The following is a 20,725-nucleotide window of genomic DNA, read 5'->3' as shown; positions in this document are numbered from 1 at the left end:
ATTAACGCTCTCCCAACATATAGCGGAACCACACCTGTGCGGTGCTTTCGTTGTAACTGCCGAAAGTGTCATAACCGACACGACCGCCGACAGTCATATCTTTGTTAATGTTATAGTCGACATCTGCGTGCAGGTTGTAGCCCATACCATTTTGGCTCTTGCCACCGTAGTACGCTTCTTTCGCCTGCCCTGCGGCCACATAACCTTCCAGTTGGGATTGCAAGTCCGGGTTATTCGGGAAGTATGCACTATTATCCTGACTGTAGGACTGGTAACCCAATGCCGCTCCTACAGACATTTTCCAGTTACTGAACCGCTGGGTATAATCAACCGGGAAGGAAACACTGATATAATTTTGTGGACTGAAATACCCACCCTGACCATAGGTGTAGTAACTCAGGTTTTTGGAAAAATCCATGTAACCGATATTAACCCCGGTTTTCAGTTCACGGTCGTCTGCCCGCAGTGGCCGCAAATAGAAACCAGCGGAACCTTCCACACTGGTATTACTGGCAACATTGGTACCTATATAGCTCCAGCCACCACCGCCAAAATAAAAGCCCACATCACCGTCATCATAGCTGAGTTGTACAGTGCCACCATTTTTAGTGACCTGCCCCCAGTGCTTACCGGAATATTTATCCAGAGCGCCAACATAAGACAGGAGGCTGTCTGTCATCGCCCTGCGTTCACCTTTAAAGATAACTTTCAGGTAATCCGTCAATTGTGGCGACCACTGAATACCACCTACCACGGTGTTCAGGTTTGGCCCCAAAGGAGTGGTTCCCACATCCAGCTTATAGCTGTCACCACTCAACGCCATACCAACTTCAACGCCAGAATCGCTCTGTGAGCCCTGGGAAGCTACATCTGGCAGAGTATTCCCGGCAAGTGACGATATCCCGTTCGCCTGTGCGACTTGTCCCTGAATTAGCGCGCCAGTGCCAAAGCGGCGGCTGGCATCAACAGATGAACTACCGGCATCCAGAGAGACGGGTGTGACGTTCAAATCAAGACGGGCATCGCCGAAAGGCACCGTAGACCACTGGAGCGGTGTTTTCACTTCCGTCAGTTTGCTCAGGCCACTTTCGCCATCACGACCACGAACGGCCAAATCGCCCTGCACCCAGGTTGACGTTTTATCATCAAGCTGTTGCATCATTTCATCGACCTGCCGCAGCGTACTACTTTGTGCGGATTCCACTGGCAAATCAGGGCGCACAGTATTCACTGGCGCTGTCTGTGGATTGCGCCCCATCTGCGCCACCTGCCATGGCATAGCTGAACCATACAATGATGAAGAGGTGTCGGCATAAGGCGTTGGTGAAGTTCCGTTAAATGGATTATCCGCCAGCACTAACCCGCCAATCATGGGCGATGTTGACGAACCTCCTGGCTGCAAGCCTACCAGTTGCCCGCGAGCATTGCGCAGGTAGGCCAGGGCTTGTTGATGATTACCTTCAGCTTCGGACAATCGCGCCATTAACAATAACCGGTCAGGTGTTTGCGTATCGCGTAATCCATTTGCCAGCGAACGAGCCTTTTTGACATCGCCACTGCTCAGCGCCACATCAATTGCGCCAACACGCGCATCCTGTTTCGGGGTATCTCTGGTCATCAGGTAGTCATAGACCACACCCGCTTCTTTGTTCATTTTGCCCGACTGATACAACCGCGCCATAGCGAACATCAGATCGGTATTTTGCGGATCCTGCTGCAAGGCACGGATCAGCTTGTCATATGCTGCCGCATAATTACCCTGTTCACGTAATTTATCCGCTTCATTGATAACGTAGCCATTACGGATCCCGGCCAGTTGCGTTGGTGTGCTGTTAGCCTGCAGTTCAGGGTTGGATAACAGTGTTTGTGCTTCGCTACGCAAGCCCGCCTGGTTTAACACCGCAACCTGGTCTGCATAGTCGCCAGCATTGCCTTTGACACCCTGAGCAATGCTGCTGCGCACGACCGCGACTGCCGAGGTCATGTCTCCACTTTGTGCCATCAAACGCGCCAGTTTCCCGGCATCTGCCGGGCTGTCCGGCACCTGGCCAGACAGCGCTTTCAGGGTGTTGGCAGCAGCCACCTGATTGCCGGAAGCCAGGTAACTTTCTGCGGTCGCCATTTGCAGGTTGAAATTCGCCCTTTGCGACAAATCCCGCATCTCACGGTTACGTGCGGAAGCTGGCACGCGGCCTATCAGCGTTTGTACCTGTTGCCAGGCGCCCTGATCACTGGCGAACAACGCAGCCGCATACAGAGACTCGGTACCTGAGCCAGCCCGGTATAATGGCGCCATCACATCGTTTGCCGCGGCATTATTCCCTTGTTTGTCCAGGATCCTCGCCAGATCAAGCCGTAACAGGGGTTAGACGGCAGGCGGTTGATCCCCTGGCGCAAAATAGAAATGGCCTGCGTCGCATCGCCCCGGGCCAGCGCCTGCTGAGCCTGGCGGCGAATCGGATCCGCTGGCGAACCGTACCCACCTTTGGGCTGCAGTTTCGCCTGGAGTGATGCCGGCAGGCTTTGCAGCATAGCCTGCGCTTCGCCCGTTTTATTCTGATCACGCAGAACGTAATAGAGATTTTCTCTGGCAGCGGCATTGCCCGGAGAGCTGGTCAGGATATCCCGCAGCGTTTGCTCAGCCTGAGCATAATCTTTGGTACGGCGTAACACATCGGCACGGAACAGCTTCGCTGCCATACCTTTGTCTCCGCTCTGTTGCGCCAGGGGTGCACTCAGGGCCAGCGCCTGAGCAGTATTACCCTGTTTAAACGCCTGTTGAGCTTCGGCAAGTTGCCCATAAAATGCGGCATCCTCCCCTTGCTTCTGGCGCTCCGCAGATGCATCACCGCCTTGTTCAGCTGCCCGTTTCAGGTATTGTGCCGCTGCCTGGTAATTTCCCTGACGCTGAGCAACATAGCCCATCCCGGCCAGCGCATCTGCATCGGTCGGGTTGGCCTGCAGCACTTTTTCAAACTGGCTTTGGGCAGCAGCCAGATTACCGCTGTTCAAATCAGTAAAGCCCGCACCTTTCGCCGCCCCCCCTACATTTTTACGGTAATAAGCCAGCACATCGCTGTCTTTCGGGTGGCGTTGCATCCAGGTTTGATAATAGTGTTCGTCACCCGCTTTCGGCCCAAGCCACAACAGCGCCTGACGCAGGCTGCTGTCGGCCTCTTTGTTACCACTGGCCATCTCTTCGAGCAAATCAATCCCGTCACGGCGCGTGTCATCACGGTAGGTCAGCACCTTACCCAACGCCACGCGAGCTGCGTTATCCTGCGGGTGTTCAGCCGTTAACTGGCGCAACCCGGCAACGGCCTGCGGGTACAGCGATTTATCCCCCGCCATTGTCAGATAGTACTCTGGAGCAAGGCTCGCGGGTGGTTCATTGCCATTAAATAAGCCGCGCCAGGTGGATAACGCAGCAGAAATGTTGCCGCTGCGCGCCTGCTGGCGAGCTAATGCCAGTTGCCCCTGAGGGACTTGTTGCAATTGGCGGGCATTATCCAGCGCCTGAAGCTGTGGCGCGGCCGGGTCAGCTTTCGCCAACCGCGCACGCCATTGCGCAGATGCTTTCAGGTTACCGTTTTGTTGGGACCATAATGCCATCAGGTACAGTGCCTGAGTGTTGTTGGCATCCACCATCAACACTTTATTAAGCGACTGCATTGCCAGATCATCATGGGATTTTTCATGCCAGTAATTGGCCTGATCAAACAAGGCTTTTAACGCCGGGCTGTTAGCATCCGCCTGTGCCTGGCCAACTGCCACACCAAGGCTTAACACCCCGGACAGGCAGAAAGTCGATAGCACCTGGGCTGTTTTATGATTCATTTTTTTACCCACTGTTTTCACGAATCAGACTCCGGATTAAGACGGTTACGGGCACGGCGTTTCAGTGCGCTGTACAGCGCAAGTCCCACCACCATACTCAGAATCAACCCCAAAATAGCCAACATGGCGCTGTGCTGGTTGGCGTACCAGATAATCCTCATATACCAGGGTAACTGGCCGCTTGGGAATTGAGGCCCGACACGGAAACTACGCACGCCATTTTCGTCGGTAATCACTGCCGCATCCCCACGAATGGCAGCATTGATTTTTGCCGACATCAAATCGGTATGCAGACGGGAAAGCTGATCATCGTTACTGCCAATCGCCATCACCACAACACGCTGGTCATTCCATGGGGAGCGATAACTGACAAACCCACGCCATGCTTCGTTTGATGAAAAGTAGCGGTCTGCCTCCAGGCCATTCAGATTCCAGTTGCCTTCTACCCAGCGCTTAATTTTTTGCCAGTGAGAGGGTTCACGCACCCCCAACGTATGGTCACTGGTCATAAACGGCGAGTCTGCCAAAACGGCACGGTTAAAAGCTTCTTCACCCAGTGTGGAAACGGCCAGGATATCCCGGGAATCGAGCCAGGCTTTATTCGCGCCGCCTTCAGGCAGACCAAACAGCACCCGGTTATGGTTCAGTGCTGTTCCCGTCGCGTTACCTGAACGGGCCGCCAGATCCAGCAGTGTTGCTATTTGCGCATCATTCGGATGCGACGGAAGTAATAACGCCGTTTGCGAATAATCCGCCAGGCGAGTGAACGGGAAGGACGCACCAACGAAATATGAGAGATTGGGTAACTGCGCAAAGTGGCGCGTATGGCTCAAATCAATCCATGAATCTTCGTCTATGCGGCTCTTAATATTATTGTTTAACAACACACCACAAGGCGCACTGGCTTTCGGCGTGATATTAAAATAGAGCGATAACTGGTTATCCCCATAGATCATATAAGGTTCCAGAGGGATATCAGCCCGCTCCTGACGCGCGTCCCCGCCCAGTTTGTGCCACAAACTTTCCAGGATCCCCTGCTTGTTAACTGGCAGGTTATGCAGGAACGTGTTGTTGAACGTCAGGTTCAGGTAAGACTTATCTTCATCAATCCAGTTTTCCGACGGGAAACGGTAGCTAATGCGCATCGGAATGGTATCGCCATCCCACAGGAATAGATCCGGTGCCGCACGGAAAGCCACCCGCAGCACATCATGCCAAATGCCGGTAACGGTCATGCTCTGATCTTTACGAATCAGCTCACTCAGGCGTACAGGGCGTGCAGTGGTTATCCAGCGTGGCGCGTCATAAGGCTTGCTGACCGGAATAGCCTGGGGTTTCACTGCCAAAGACGCCGTTTGCGGTTTAAATTGCCCGCGCGTCAGGCGCCAGGCGGCAGCCCGCAACTGGCTGTCGTCCTTACCTACCACCAGCAACAATTTGTAAACCGGGTTGCCCGGGTTATCAATAACTTGCAGCAGAGGGCCATTACTTTGCGGCAGTTGCACCCCGGCGATAATATCCCCCGGCGCGCCAATCAGAATGCCGTTCTTTTCTGGCAATGTATTGGTCTGCACATCAAAAGAAACACCACGATAATCTGCCTGAATCCCCATCCAGGAAGCAATCAATGCTGCCGCACTCACTTCATCCGGGGTAAATTTCTCGGGGAAAGCGATGGAGATAGAAGCCGGTGTCATCTGCATCGTATCGAAGAAAGGACGTGGAAAGTGGCTTAAATCCGAGCCGATATTCAGTTGCTGTCCTTCCAGCTCCAGATGTGTGGTTGGCAATATCGTTACCTGATATTTATCCGTCAACTCACGCTGGCATAATAAGGCATCACCATCATTGATTTTAAAACTGAGGTTGTTACTCGACACCACCAGTGCTGCCGGAACATCCATCTGGTAAGTCGTATCATCCGATTGCGCCGAGCCCAAAGGCACCGTACCCAATGGCTGTCCATTCATCATCAGTTGCAGCGTCGTGTTACGCGCTGCCAGTGCGGGCGAAACTTTCAGGTTGAGAACCAATTGCGCCGTAGTTATCACTTCGTCGCTGGGCAGCGTGAAGTTAATCCCGGCCTGCAACTGACCGCCACTCAAAGCCAGCCCCAAAGGCTGCCCCATTTGTGCCAGCGTAATATTGCTGACCGTTGCCTGAGTAATACTGCCCGCCGCCATATCTGGGGCGTCTGTCGTAGCTGGTGTCGGTGCTGGTAAATCCAGTGGCAGAGCACTCACATCAGAACCTGGCGCACCTGTGGCGCCGGATTCTAACGGTGCTGAAGCGCTTTGTGTTGCCGTGGGCCCAGAAGATGTGGACGCCTGTTCAGCCGCACGCAACGAACCCGACAACACCACACACAGTGAAAGCGCATACCATCGCATCCATTTCATACTGCGCTCTCCTCCTCATGATCCGCCATTCTCGCCAGTTTCTTTTCCCGACGCATTTTTTGGCGGTCTTTCCAGGTGAACCAGAACAAATCAAAGACACAACGGGCAATCGTCGCCAGAGAACGGAACGGGTTATCCTGCGGTTTCGGTGGCTGTACCCAGGCATCGGCACGGGAAAGCACCACCCGCACCAACTCCCGGCGACGTGCTAAAGGAATGTCATCAAACATGAGGCGAATATCGTTATCCTGGTGGTCTTCAGAAGAAATCACGCGTACTGGAATACTTATCGCCCCGGAGTTCAACTGCAGTTCCACTTCCTCTATTTCATCATTCAGATGCCGGTTATCTGGTGCCACAAGGCGGCATCCCCCCATAGAAAGATCCCGGGTTTCTGTCCGGGAAGAAACACCACTGGCATAGTGAATAACCGCCGGAATAGTCACATCCAGGCGAATCGTTTTACGGGTTTGGCGCGTTTCACGCGCAACCGCAATCGCGCCCATCAGGAAGAACAGGCTGTATAACCCCCACCCCACGTTCAGGGCAATAACGTTCGGGTCCACGGTAAAATAGTTAAATGCCACAGCACGCACAATGCCTGCTACGACGGCAATCGCCAGCAAAATAGCGATAATGACGTGAGGGCGAACAATGCTGAAATCGAAATAACCGACATTCAGCAACCCGCCTTTGTCCGTTACGTTAAATTTGCCTCGTTTGGGGAAAATCATGGTAATCATCGTTGGCAAGGCAATATGGAACGCCAGCACCAGGTCGTATATTTCGCCCCAGAAGCTGTAACGGAAGCGGCCATTAAGACGCGAACTGACAAAAATAGAAATCAGCAAATGCGGTAACGCATAGGCAAAAATCAGGCTGGCGGAAGAGTGAATAATATTCAGGTTAAACAACAAGTAGGCCAGCGGGGCGGTTAGAAACGCAATACGCGGTAGCGCAAACTGGAAGTAGAGCATCGCACTCAAATAACACAGCCGTTGTTGCCAGTGCAGCCCACGCCCCCACAACGGGTTATCAAGACGAAAAATCTGCGTCATACCGCGCGCCCAGCGAGTACGCTGAATCACATGCAGAACCAGACGTTCCGTTGCCAGGCCAGCGGCCAGAGGAATCCCCAGAAAAGCCGATTTCCACCCCAGACGCTGCATTTTCAGCGCCGTATGGGCATCTTCCGTTACCGTCTCAACAGCAAAACCACCAATTTCTTCCAGTGCGCTACGGCGGATAACCGCACAAGAGCCGCAGAAGAATGTCGCATTCCAGTTATCATTGCCCTTCTGAATCGGGCCATAAAATAACGACCCCTCGTTGGGGATATTCAGGCCGCGTGACAGATTACGTTCAAATGGATCCGGGGAGTAAAAATAGTGTGGTGTCTGTAACAGCGCCAGTCTCGGATCCTGCAGGAATGAACCAACTGTTGCCTGCAAAAAGACACGGGTGGCGACATGGTCACAGTCAAATACGCAAATCAGCTCACCATTGGTCAGTTTCATTGCATGGTTCAGGTTACCCGCTTTGGCATGGGCGTTGTTGGTACGAGTGATATAACCCACGCCGACATCAGCCGCAAACACCGCAAATTCGCTACGCTTCCCATCATCCAGTAAATAGATTTTTATTTTATCTTTAGGATAATCAAGACATTGTGCAGCCAGGACGGTATCCCGTACCACTTCCAGACTTTCATTGTATGTAGGTACATAGACATCAACCGTCGGCCACAGCGATTCATCTTCCGGCAATGGCACAATTTTGCGCTCAAGGGGAAACATGGTTTGCAGATAGCTGAGCAGCAACATCACCCAGGTATAGAGTTCGGCCAAAAACAGGCCAATCCCTAAGATAGCTTCAATTTCAGAATTAAAGTGCAACGTTTGTGTCGCCCGGAAATAGATATAACGGGTAGACATCAAAATTGATGCCAGCACCAGTACAATCGAAATACCGCGCTTCTTACTCAACCATCCTAAAACAAACAGGCACGCCATACTGATCAGGCCAAAGATATACTGCTTCTGGCTATCCATAGGCGTAATAATGATCAGTACCGCTACTGGTGCCAACACAAGTAGCAGCAGATAAAACTGGAACTTTTTCATGGCAAATCCCGAGGGTAATTAATAGCCCGATAGTTTGGGGCTGGCGTGAACTTCACCATCCCCGACTTTGACACCCAAAATACTGGCGACTTTTTTACTAATGATTTCGATGTCAAACGCTGCTGCTGATGCCGGGCTGAACTCGAAAATCGATTTTTGCGCTGCATGCGCTTCCACAACGCTTTCATCACGGTGGACCACACCCAACAAACGTTCACCCAGCCGCTCCTCCATAAAGGAAGTAACATCACGGCTAATATGGCGGCGCGTATCAGCCTGGTTAATTAAAAAATAGTGACCAGCACGGTGATTCAGCGGCCCGCCAATCATGCGCTGATTCTCAACCTGGGGAAGCAGCGACAACGAAGCTGTATCCGCCAGCATAGTGACTAAGTTGAGATCAGCGATAGAGGCAATCGCTTTCAATGCAGGCCCGGGGCCCGGAGGAAAATCAGCAACAACCACAAGCCCGGGGTAATTCAGCAGAGTGCTCAGGCCTCGCGCCAGAAAATGTTCGTCATTCGCCAGACGGTCTTCAAATGCAACACGTTGCTCTTCTGTGCTGTCGCCATAAGGCAGCACAAAAATATTTCCACCTGTTGTAAGCACATACTGGCTCCAGTCAGGGTTTTCCATTGATTTGGCAACATAACCACGCCCGTCGGACAACGGCACACCAAAATGCAGGCGCAGCGCATTTTGTACGTCAAAATCAATAGCCAGAACTTTGATGCCTGAACGTGCCAGGGCATAAGACAAATTCGCTGCTACGGTGGTCTTACCGACACCGCCTTTAGGCGAGCAGACGCAAATTAACGGCATGAGGCTATCCTTTCCAGCAAAGGTTTTAATGGCATTTCTTTAACCGCTGAGCGTGGTGTGTTGCCCGCAGAAGACGGCGCAAACAGCTGAGCAAAGTTAATCTTCCCGTCAGAGGAAGGAGGGGCAGAAACAGGTTCAGGGTGGCGAACAGATGGCCGCACCACCCGAGGTTCAGCCATAGCGTCAGGTGAGTTCACCAGCGCATCGCCTGGTGGTGTGCCGGCAAGAGCCGCCATAATGGGAGCATCAGTTTCCAGTGGTTGTACCGCTGGTGCATTTTCCGGTACAGGGTCAGGGGCAATGCCCTGTGGTTGCGGTGCAACAGGTTTAGTGGGTACCACCGGTGATATTGCGTTAGCCGGGACTTTTACTGACACAACTTTAGGCATCATCGCCATTTCTTTCAGTAAAGAAGGTGCAGATTCATCCACCGGGCGAGGCGCAGTGTTGACAACCTCAGTAGTCCAGGTCACAGGTGGTAATGAATTTGTCGGTGTTACTGCAGCACGGGAACCAGCTGGTACATCAAACGTACCCGGTTTAACTGCATCCGGCGCAGTAACAGAAGTATGGCCCGCGCCACGAAATGGCGAGTCCTGGGCACCCTCACTACTTCCCTGTGTCAGCTGGCTAAAAATCACATTGCTTCCCGCACCGAGCCCCTGTTTCTCAGCTGACATATCTTTAAAATCGATAGAACCAGTATGGGTTTTATCTTTAAATCGCTGCAGATCATCATAGCTGTTCATAGGAGTACTCTAAGTTGCAAGTGTATTCATATCAGGATAACAACGAAACCTGACATACATATTATGATTATGAGTAGAGCGCAGAGAGGAAATATGCGTAATAACCTGCGTCATTTTGAGCAAGAACGCGCTGTTCAAAAATTGCGCCGATATTTAGCATTAATATATCGACTCTCACTGTCATCGCGCTATCTTTTTTTTAGCACAAAAACCACAAATTTTTTATAACCACAAAATACAAATAATAGTGCATTTAATATTGATTATTAATACATTAAGCAGCAAATAACACTAATTTATATTTTATATTCAGAATTTATAACTATTAACATTTTGTGCTTTATACATTAAATGTTACCCAGAGAAATATTTAGAAATATAATTTCTCTATCAATAAAACACCCTACAGACGATTCCTGAACAGTTTAATTGCATCCCGATACTGCCCCCTACCAGTTTTTGTAGGCCAAGTTTCAGATAAGCCTTATAACGGTATATTCACAGAAAATTTGCCATTAAAAGCATACAACCTGCCATCATAACCATGGTTATACTAACAACCTACTGATAGCTACAAATAACGACAGCATAAAATGCCAGAGGAATGGCAATTTTGTACGTGCATGTGAAGTAACACGCCAGGTGCGTACCAGAAAGCGAAGTCAGGAAAGGAAAACAACGTAAGAAAAAGGTTACAGAAGACAGGCAGGCTCATCTGTACAACGAGCCTGCCTGTAACACATCACTTAAACTGTGTGCGCATTTTCATCCTGGTCAACCGCGAAGCAGGCAACCAACTGACCACGATAATCTTTCAAATGTGGCTGTAGCTGTGTGCACTGACCAAAGCGGCGGGTGCAACGCGCATTAAACGCACAGCCCGGAGGTGGGCTGAGCGGGCTGGGTAGTTCTCCCGTCAACTTAATACGCTCACGCCGTGATTCCGGGTGAAGACGCGGGGTGGCAGACAGTAATGCCTGAGTGTAAGGGTGCCGGGGGTTATCAAAAATAGCATCTTTGCTGCCTTTTTCCACACAACGCCCGAGGTACATCACCATCACTTCATCAGCAATGTGTTCAACCACAGACAAGTCGTGTGAAATAAAGACATAAGACAGCCCCATTTCCTGCTGTAAATCCATCATCAGGTTCAGTACCTGCGCGCGTACAGAAACATCCAATGCAGACACAGGTTCATCGGCAATCACTACATCCGGGTCCAGCATCAGACCACGGGCAATGGCAATACGCTGACGCTGACCACCAGAAAACATATGTGGATAACGATCATAGTGTTCGGTTTTCAGGCCAACTTTCGCCATCATCGACAAGGCTTTCTCGCGCCGTTCCTGCTTTGACAAATCAGTATTGATAAGCAAAGGCTCTTCCAGAATCTGCCCCACTTTCTTACGCGGGTTTAATGATGCGTAAGGGTTCTGGAACACAATCTGAATTTTCTGGCGGCGTAGCTTTTGTGCATGAGGGTCTGGTTTAAGTAAATCCTGACCTTTGTAATACAGTTGCCCACCGGAAGGGGTTTCTATCATCGTCAACAGGCGGCCAAGGGTGGATTTACCACAACCGGATTCACCGACGATAGCCAGCGTTTTGCCTCTTTCCAGTGTGAAAGAGACACCATCAAGCGCCTTGACCAGTTGCTCCTGGGCAAACATCCCCTTCTTCACCGGGTAGTGTTTTTTTAAATCGATAGCCTGCAACAAGTGCTGTTGCGCGTCGGCCTCATGGGTACTCATACTGTCGGCCTCCCGGCATCATCAAGGGGATAGTGGCATTTAGACTGACGCCCGTGTTCCAGTTCGTGCAAAGACGGCTCCTCAGCCCGGCATTTATCCGTGGCATAAGGGCAACGCGGGTTAAGCAGGCAGCCTTGCGGGCGGTCATATTTGCCGGGAACCACACCGGGAAGCGACTCAAGGCGCGCCTTGTCCTGAGCAAACTCGGGTAAGGCACGCAATAAAGCCTGGGTGTATGGGTGACGGGGTGCGCGGAAAATATCCTTCGCACTGGCCGCTTCAACCACCTGGCCGGCATACATCACGATGATTTTATGCGCCGCCTCAGCAACCAGCGCCAGGTCATGGGTGATAAGCACCAGCGCCATGTTTTCCTGTTGCTGCAATTCCAGAAGCAGTTCAATAATCTGCGCCTGAATGGTCACATCCAGCGCAGTCGTTGGTTCATCCGCAATCAACAATTTTGGCCGGCAGGCTATCGCCATGGCTATCATTACACGCTGGCTCATCCCCCCGGAAAGCTGGTGTGGATACACATCCAGACGTGATGCCGGGTCCGGGATGCCCACCTGATCCAACAGGTCGATTGCCCGCTGGCGACGGGTTTTTTTATTGCCCCCCTGGTGCACCTTAATGGCTTCCATTATCTGGTAGCCAACGGTGTAACACGGGTTCAGGCTGGTCATCGGATCCTGGAAAATCATCGCCACTTCTGAGCCCACTAACTGGCGACGCTCGCGCTCGGAAATTTTCCGTAAGTCACGGCCATTAAATTCCAGGCTGTCCGCCATTACCCGGCCAGGAAAATCAATCAGGCCCATAATTGCCAGAGAACTGACGGACTTGCCCGAACCGGACTCACCGACAATCCCCACGACTTGCCCCTGACTCACACTATAGCTAATGCGGTCAACGGCACGGAATGGCGCATCTTCTTCACCGAAGTGCACCGATAAACTGTCTACATTCAATAACGCCATCGGGTGCCTCTTACTGCTTGAGTTTGGGGTCAAGTGCATCACGCAGGCCATCACCCATCAGGTTGAAAGCCAGCACGGCCAGCAAAATCGCCAGCCCCGGGAAGGTCACCACCCACCAGGCGCTTTGCGCAAATTGCAAAACGTCAGCAAGCATGGTGCCCCATTCTGGTGTTGGTGGTTGAGCCCCCATACCCAGGAAACCCAACGCAGCCATATCCAGAATGGCGTTAGAGAAGCCCATTGATGCCTGCACAATTAACGGTGCCAGGCAGTTAGGGAAAATATTGACGAACATTTGGCGCATTGCACCCGCACCGGCCACACGGGAAGCAGTTACATAGTCGCGGTTCACTTCGACCAGCACTGCCGCACGGGTTAAGCGCACATAGTGCGGTAAGGCGACGAAAGCCAGTGCCATGGAAGCATTCACTATTGATGGGCCAAAAATCGCCACCAGCACCAGCGCCAGCAGCAAGCTTGGCAGAGCCAGCATAATATCCACCACACGCATGATGATGGTGTCCACTGTACCGCCAAAATAGCCAGCCACCAGGCCCAGTACAATCCCCATAACCAGAGACAGCAGAACGACCATGCACCCTACCAGCAGGGATAAACGCGCGCCGTACATCAGGCGGGAAAGAATATCGCGGCCCACATCATCAGTGCCCAGAATAAACTTCCAGCTGCCACCGTCCGCCCAGACAGGTGGATGCAACAATGCATCGCGGAACTGCATTGCCGGGTCATGAGGGGCGACAAAATTAGCGAACAGCGCGATAAGCAGCATCAGGGTGACGTAGACCAACCCAATCACTGCACCTTTATTACGTTTAAAGTAGTGCCAGAACTCCTGAAACGGTGTCATCGGCACCGGGGCTGTCACCACGTTGTTTTCAGTTACTTGCGTCATGATAACCCCTTACTTCTTATGCCGGATACGCGGGTTCACCACGCCGTACAACAGGTCGACAATCAGGTTCACCAGAATAATCAGTGTCGCGACCAACAACACACCACCCTGCACCACCGGGTAATCCCGTCGTTGCAGTGCTTCAATCAACCAGCGACCAAGGCCAGGCCAGGAGAAAATGGTTTCGGTCAATATCGCACCCGCCAGCAATGTACCGACCTGCAGACCAATAACCGTCACCACCGGCAGCATGGCATTCCGCAAAGCATGCACCACAATCACCCGCAGGCGGCTCAGGCCTTTGGCCCGGGCAGTGCGAATATAATCCTCACCCAGCACTTCCAGCATAGCGGAACGGGTCATACGCACAATGACCGCCAGCGGGATGGTCCCCAACACAATGGCAGGCAGAATCATATGTGCCACGGCGTCAATAAAATCACCCGGTTGCCCCCAGATTGCGGTATCTATCAGCATAAACCCGGTCAGAGGTAGCGAATCGTCAAGGAAGACCGTGTCGCCTATACGCCCGGAAACAGGCGTCAGGTTCCAGTGCACAGACACCAACATAATCAGCATCATCCCCCACCAGAAAATTGGCATGGAATAACCTGTCAGTGCCAGGCCAATAGCGGTATGGTCAAAAATCGAACCGCGTTTTACCGCCGCCAGTACCCCAACAGGAATACCTACAGCAACAGCAAAAATCATGGCGCACACACCCAGTTCCAGAGTCGCTTTGAAACGAGGAACAAATTCTTGCCAGACAGGCAGACGGCTTTTCAGGGAGATACCCAAATCCCCGTGCAATACGTTCCAGATATAGGTGACGTATTGCTGCCAGAGTGGTTTGTTTAACCCTAATTGGGCCAGCAGTTGAGCATGGCGTTCGGGGGAAATCCCGCGCTCACCCGCCATGATCATCACCGGATCTCCCGGAATCATGTGGACGAAAGCGAAAGTAACAAGGGTTATACCTATAAACGTTGGGATAACCAATCCCAGACGTCGGAGAATGAACTGCAACATTAGCCGGATTCTCTATCATCTTCCGCTACCAGGTGGCAGCGAAATGTATTGCTCACAACGTACATCGGTTCTGCCGCAACGGGGAAATCAGCCCACATTACAGACAGCAAGGGTGAGGTACATGGTATATGTTCCCTCACCCTGACCCCCTCCCTCCGGGAGAGGGGTGCTGGCAGAACAAGTCCGGTCTTATACCCTTCATATTTCAGGTGGCTGGCACACATGTGTGTTTCGCCGGCTGAAATATCAGGAATACATCCGGGCCTTTCCGGTAACGGGTCAACAAGCCATCGGCACCCATTACCGCAGAAAGGCACGCGGGTGTATCACTCTAAGGATACGTTCTCGAAGTGATGTTTGCCTAACGGATCCACCACATAGCCTTTCACTTCTTTGCGCACCGGCTCGTAAACTGTGGAGTGAGCAATAATCAGAGCAGGAGCCTGATCATGCATCACAACCTGAGCCTGCTTGTAGAGTTCCACACGTTTGTTGTGGTCTTCTGTCGCACGAGCAGGTTGGATCAAGTCTTCAAACGGTTTGTAGCACCAACGAGAGTAGTTAGAACCGTCTTTCGCCGCATCACAGCTGAACAGTGTGGCGAAGAAGTTATCCGGATCCCCGTTATCCCCGGTCCAGCCCATCATCACGGTCTGGTGTTCACCGGCTTTGGCACGTTTGAGGTACTCACCCCATTCGTAGGTCACGATTTTGGCTTTCACGCCAATTTTCGCCCAGTCAGCCTGGATCATTTCCGCCATACGGCGGGCATTCGGGTTATACGGGCGCTGAACCGGCATAGCCCACAGATCAATGCTGAAGCCATCCGGCAGGCCGGCTTCTTTCAGCAGCTCTTTGGCTTTAGCGGGATCATACGGATAATCTTTCACCGCATCGTTGTAACCCCACATGGTCGGCGGGATCAGGTTTTTAGCAGCCTGGCCAGCGCCCTGGTAAACCGCTTTGATAATCGCTTCTTTGTTAACAGCCATGGTCAACGCCTGGCGTACTTTCACGTTATCCAGTGGTTTCTTCTCAACGTTGAAGGACAGATAGCCAACGTTCAGGCCAGGCTGTTCCAGCAGGTTGATTTTGGGGTCTTTCTTCATGCGCGCAAGATCAGCCGGGTTCGGGTACGGCATAATCTGGCATTCATTTTTTTCCAGTTTTGCGTAACGAACAGAAGCATCGGGAGTAATAGAGAAGACCAGGCGATCAATCTTAGGTTTAGTACCCCAGTAGCCCGGGAACGCTTTATACAGAATACGGGAATCTTTCTGGTACTGAACCAGCTGGAACGGCCCTGTACCGATAGGATCAAGGTCAATTTTTTCCGGCGTACCCGCTTTCATCATGTCATCAGCATATTCTTTAGACATGATAGAGGCGAAATCCATTGCCATATCAGCAAGGAAAGGTGCTTCAGGGCGAGCCAGAACAAACTGAACGGTGTAATCATCGACTTTCTTGATGTCAGTTATCAGGTCAGGCAAGCCCATACCTTCAAAGTACTCGTAGCTGCCGCCAGAGACATTGTGGTAAGGGTTTTTAGGGTTTTTCTGGCGGTCGAAGGAGAATACAACGTCGTCGGCATTCAGGTCACGAGTCGGTTTGAACTCTTTGTTACTCTGCCATTTAACGCCTTTACGCAAATGGAAGGTATACACTTTCCCGTCAGCGCTGACATCCCACTTCTCAGCAAGGCCCGGGATCACTTCGGTGGTGCCAATCTTAAATTCAACCAGTCTGTTGTAGATCGGCACTGAGCTGGCATCATAGGTAGTACCGGAAGTGAACAACTGCGGGTTAAAGCCTTCTGGCGAGCCTTCTGAACAGTAAACCAGGGTTTTTGCCTGAACACTTGCTGCAACCGTCAAAGCCACCAGGCTCAGACCAAGCTTCAGCATCCCTGACTTCTTCAAGGAAATACTCATTCTTCTGCTCCAATGTGATATGTGTTGTGTTAAACCGGCGAACCTTTCTTATTTTTTACCCGGTTCGCTCGGGCAAGCCTGTAAGGCTTGATGAGGATGGGGAATCCTTCCACAAGGGCCACTGTCTCGCAGGACAGACTGTCCGTAAATGGCCTCTCACGCCCTACAATCTGTCAACTGATGAGCCAAACGTCAATATACGTAACGGATATTTACACGGAATGTGAGAAAGTGAAAACAAAGATGAAAAAAAGGAGTTTGTGTTATTTACAGCACATAAATTTATGCTATGGCAATAATACCAAAACAAAAAACCAACAAATGAATCACAAGCAGTTCAATAGACCAATGTGATTTATGACAACTTTTTGGCTGAATGGTGAATATATGAACAAAAAATAGTGCCGATAATGGACATTTCAGTAAAAAATGCTGTTGTTATCCATAAGACAATAAAAATAACCTTGCGGTAAAGATAACAAAATGTGATAGAAAACAGGGGAAAATAAGGCGCTTGTGCGTTGTACTACGGCAAAGACGTTATTTAAGAACTTTTCGGATGGTTTTAAATTGTTCCAAATACAAAAAACCCGCAGTGATATCACTGCGGGCCTGAATTTGGTCGGCGAGAGAGGATTTGAACCTCCGACCCACACGTCCCGAACGTGTTGCGCTACCAGGCTGCGCTACTCGCCGAATGCGGGGCGCATATTACTGCCGGCACCGCATCGCGTCAATCCCTTATTAAAAAAAGACTTCTGATCGCCTGAAAAGCCAGCATCATAGTGTGGATTCACTTTTATCCCTGGTATTTTGCAGTGCGCACCAGTTACGGGAAGCATCAATTCCACCATCCGAAGACGTTATCCCCAGGCACCCTAACACTGAGTCAAATAATTCGGTATGTTTATGCACTACACCTTCTTTTGCCTGCTGTTGCAATTGCCCAAAACGCTGCGCATTTTCCGGCGTCTCCAGAAACTTATCAGAAGCCCAGACCAGTAGAGGTACCCGGAATTGTTCAGGTGGTGCAATATTACGCGGTGTGCCGTGTAAATGCAGGCTGTCACTAATTGATTCACCATGGTCAGCCGCATAGAACACAATCGCGTTTTTATCACGCACCTGGTCGATAACCCTGCTGATAAAACTGTCTACATAGCGCACTGAATTATCATATGCGTTGATCAGCGTTTGCGCTGAACAGTGTTTGTTAATGCCCATACATTCTGGCTGCCAGACAGCAAATTCACGGGGGTAACGCTGAACATACGAATAATGCGACCCTTTGGTATGCAGAATAACCAGATGTTTGCCCTGCACATGCTGCACCTGCGAGCGCCTCATCTCATTCAACAGCAACATGTCATCAACAGTTTTGCCCTGATTATGGCTCTCCGCACCAATTTGCTCCCGCCAGGCAATGGTATCGGCCATCGTATTACTGTAGAACCACATTTCACTTTGCATCGCATACAAGTCACTGGAGAACCCCAGTTGTTTCAACACCGCGAAGACATTTTGCTCCAGTAAGGTACGCTGTGGGTTATCCATGACACCACCGGCACCTACAAACATGCAACGCAAAGAGAGTTTGGTCGCGGTATCACAAGACTCACCGCGAAATGCCACCAGATTCCTCTCCTGAGCCAGCCTGGGTGTAGTATCCCTTGGGTAGCCAAACAAGCCCATATGGTCCCAGCGGGTGGTCTCCCCAATAATAAACACCACCTGCACATCATTCAGGTTTGCGGGCACGTTCCAGTGATTACGGGTTGCGGGGTTGATGAGAGAGCGGCTATCCAACGCTTCATCCGCCTTAGCCCACACATACAACCCCAAAGAAGAGAGCCAGTTCGCGGGTAAATAAGCACTGGTCACCACACCGCCATAACTGGGCAAGTCTTCCCGCGATCCTCTTTCGTGGTGTTTCTGGACGTTTCCCAAAAAACGAACTGGCCCCCACACCACCAGTGCCACCAGAAGCAACACGCCCAGGTGAGGCAATGCAGACTGCCTCGTTGACAGTTGTCTTATCAATGAATCCTGCCCCTGGTTACGCCAGATAAACCACAGCGGTGGCAAGCCGACTAACAACACCCATAAATAGAAACGCCAGCCCACCACTTCTTTGGTCAGATCAATATCGGTCGTCATCACAGACGCAATAATGCCGTAGCCAATGGTGATATTCATTACCGCCATGTAGTAGCTGGCCGCAACAGAACAGAGCACCAAAAATGAGCTTAATACCTGCCAGGCACGCCGCCCGCCAAGGGAAAAAAGGCGCAACACAAAGAAACTTGCCAGAACAGTAGCAAATACCTCGGTTGTCAGCGCAAAGGCTTTGAAGAACGGTGTGATATCCATCGTCTCATGTAGACGCCGCCAGAACACCGAACAGTTCAGAAATAGCCCAATGTACAATGCAAGAAAGCAACTGAGCTGTACCTGGGTAATACGACGAGAAATCTTCATTCACCAATCCAGAGCAACCATATTCAGGATTCTGACTCTGGTCAGGTGACGAAGTTCAGCACAAGTTGGTAATGACCAGGGCAGAAATACTACCTGCGCCACAAAATCAAATCTTTCCGCCAGTTGCCGGGCACCCCGGGCAATAAGAAGGGCTGCTTTGCTGGCCGGTGTTGTGGGGGAAATACGCTGAAGTTAACCTGCGTGACCAGATAAAACCAACGACAACCAGGGAGGCACCGAGGTTGTCGTTGGTTTCAGATGCAATCAACTGTATGTAACTGAACTCTGTTCATTACATCAGGCGTGAGAATGTGCTGCATCACCGTCATAAATATCTGCTTTAGGCTGGCGAATGGTTGAAGAGAGCGCCAGAGAAACAATCAACAGTGCGAAAATGACCAGGAAAGTTACATGGAAGCCACCAAACAGCGATGCAATGATGGAGCCACAGATACTGCCAACCCCGAAGCCAAGGTAAATCACACCATAGTTTTTCGCCAGGTTGTTCAGACCAAAGAAATCGCTGACCAGTGAAGGATAAACGGTGATGGTGCCGCCAAAATTAAAGGCAATACAGGCAATGGCCGCAAAGAAGGTCATCGCATTCAGCGGTGCGAACAGCAATGCCGCCATCCCCACCAGCGCAATAATCTGGCCAAAAGTAATCACGCGGATGCGGGTCACTCTGTCGGACAGAGTCCCCATTATCAGGCGACCACTCAGGTTGGCAATGGCAATGACTGTCACAGCGTTGGCCGCAGTCATGACATCCAGATGCGCCAGGCTCTGAGCAATATCTTTCGCCACACCAATAACATACAAACCACTCATGCAGGCAGTAAGGAACATCAGCGCCAGCATCCAGTACTGTGGTTTGCGCATGGATTCCGCCAGAGTGAAATCACTGTTACTGGCACCATTGCTCCGGTTCACTGCCTGTACCGGTGCGTCTTTCATTAGTAATGCACCAAACACAATCATAACCAGTGCAATACCGCCCCAAATAATGAAGGTCTTATCCAGGCCAAAGGAAGCCAGTAACTGAGAATCGATAAATTTAAACCCCAGGCTACCCAACCCATAAGCACCAATAGAGAAGGCGGAAATCAGGCCCTTACGTTCAGGGAACCATTTCACACAGTTCGATAACGTCAGCAGATAACCCGCCCCATCCGCCAGGCCAACCAGCACACCGGCACTCAGCCAGAGCATCAGCAGGTTATGGGAATGTGCCGTCAGGAACAGCCCCAGCCCTAATAACACCCCGGAAGCGATGGTGACACGGCGGACACCAAAACGTTCCTGGAGCTTACCGGCCACAGAAGAAGCCAGCGCCAGGCCCAGACTTAACAGGCCGAAAGAGAATGCCACCTGGCTGACAGGTTCATTAAGTTTTTCAGAAAGCGGGCCATTAAACAGGCTCCAGGTATAAACCGAGCCCAGGGCGAACTGAGTTACGATGGTACCCACAAGTGTCAACCAGCGCGTTTGGTTTGAAATTGATGTTTTCATGGCAGATGTCCTGCATTACTGAATAAGGGAAGGTAGTTATCTGCCTGTAACCTTACTCTCAGGGAGGGAATTGCAGGGAAAAACGGCATGAAATGCACTGAGTGCGGAATGAATTGCATCTCAGGCGGTATAAACAGCCTTTAAATGCATGAACGGCACGTAACACAAACCTAAAATGTGAGTATTCACTATCCC

The 20,725-nt window shown here is 51.2% G+C and carries 11 protein-coding genes, 1 tRNA gene and 1 pseudogene; all 13 read right to left on the bottom strand.

Annotation, left to right across the window (positions count from 1 at the left end; genetic code table 11):
* Position 1 precedes the first annotated feature (1 nt).
* A pseudogene (locus tag MPHASIOC01_RS01405) lies at positions 2-3,837 on the bottom strand (cellulose synthase subunit BcsC-related outer membrane protein).
* 17 nt (positions 3,838-3,854) lie between these two features.
* Positions 3,855-6,236 carry a cellulose biosynthesis cyclic di-GMP-binding regulatory protein BcsB gene (bcsB, locus tag MPHASIOC01_RS01400; protein WP_353613796.1) on the bottom strand — a complete coding sequence of 794 codons (2,382 nt, stop codon included), beginning with the start codon at positions 6,234-6,236 and terminating at the stop codon, positions 3,855-3,857.
* Positions 6,233-8,359: a UDP-forming cellulose synthase catalytic subunit gene (bcsA, locus tag MPHASIOC01_RS01395; protein WP_064597722.1), complete on the bottom strand. Its 2,127-nt coding sequence runs from the start codon at positions 8,357-8,359 to the stop codon at positions 6,233-6,235. The genes bcsB and bcsA overlap by 4 nt, the downstream gene beginning before the upstream one ends.
* A gap of 18 nt (positions 8,360-8,377) precedes the next feature.
* The gene (gene bcsQ / locus MPHASIOC01_RS01390; protein ID WP_064597720.1) at positions 8,378-9,181 is read right to left on the bottom strand and encodes a cellulose biosynthesis protein BcsQ; all 804 of its coding nucleotides are present in this window, start codon (positions 9,179-9,181) and stop codon (positions 8,378-8,380) included.
* Complete coding sequence (gene bcsO, locus MPHASIOC01_RS01385; RefSeq protein WP_353613795.1) at positions 9,172-9,930, bottom strand: cellulose biosynthesis protein BcsO; 759 nt, start codon at positions 9,928-9,930, stop codon at positions 9,172-9,174. Before bcsO ends, bcsQ begins: the two co-directional genes overlap by 10 nt.
* A 746-nt stretch (positions 9,931-10,676) precedes the next feature.
* A complete protein-coding gene (gene dppF / locus MPHASIOC01_RS01380; protein ID WP_064597715.1) occupies positions 10,677-11,684 on the bottom strand; it encodes a dipeptide ABC transporter ATP-binding subunit DppF in 1,008 nt (335 codons plus the stop codon).
* Entirely contained in the window at positions 11,681-12,664 is a 984-nt protein-coding gene (gene dppD / locus MPHASIOC01_RS01375; RefSeq protein ID WP_064597713.1) for a dipeptide ABC transporter ATP-binding protein, read from the bottom strand. Before dppD ends, dppF begins: the two co-directional genes overlap by 4 nt.
* 10 nt (positions 12,665-12,674) lie before the next feature.
* The gene (gene dppC / locus MPHASIOC01_RS01370; protein ID WP_064597711.1) at positions 12,675-13,577 is read right to left on the bottom strand and encodes a dipeptide ABC transporter permease DppC; all 903 of its coding nucleotides are present in this window, start codon (positions 13,575-13,577) and stop codon (positions 12,675-12,677) included.
* A gap of 9 nt (positions 13,578-13,586) precedes the next feature.
* A complete protein-coding gene (gene dppB, locus MPHASIOC01_RS01365) occupies positions 13,587-14,606 on the bottom strand; it encodes a dipeptide ABC transporter permease DppB (protein WP_064597710.1) in 1,020 nt (339 codons plus the stop codon).
* A gap of 326 nt (positions 14,607-14,932) precedes the next feature.
* Positions 14,933-16,540, bottom strand: a complete 1,608-nt coding sequence (dppA, locus tag MPHASIOC01_RS01360; RefSeq protein WP_064597708.1) for a dipeptide ABC transporter periplasmic-binding protein DppA — start codon at positions 16,538-16,540, stop codon at positions 14,933-14,935.
* 619 nt (positions 16,541-17,159) lie between these two features.
* A tRNA-Pro gene (locus MPHASIOC01_RS01355) sits at positions 17,160-17,236 on the bottom strand.
* An 84-nt stretch (positions 17,237-17,320) separates the two neighbouring features.
* Positions 17,321-19,018: a kdo(2)-lipid A phosphoethanolamine 7''-transferase gene (gene eptB / locus MPHASIOC01_RS01350; RefSeq protein ID WP_353613794.1), complete on the bottom strand. Its 1,698-nt coding sequence runs from the start codon at positions 19,016-19,018 to the stop codon at positions 17,321-17,323.
* A gap of 297 nt (positions 19,019-19,315) precedes the next feature.
* Positions 19,316-20,530: an MFS transporter gene (locus tag MPHASIOC01_RS01345; protein WP_064597704.1), complete on the bottom strand. Its 1,215-nt coding sequence runs from the start codon at positions 20,528-20,530 to the stop codon at positions 19,316-19,318.
* Positions 20,531-20,725: the final 195 nt, after the last annotated feature.

The sequence above is a fragment of the Mangrovibacter phragmitis genome, from assembly GCF_040429585.1.
GTDB classification, from domain to species: Bacteria; Pseudomonadota; Gammaproteobacteria; order Enterobacterales; family Enterobacteriaceae; genus Mangrovibacter; species Mangrovibacter phragmitis.
Note: the sequence above shows the minus strand (reverse complement) of the source record. Positions and strands in the feature narration are given on the sequence as shown.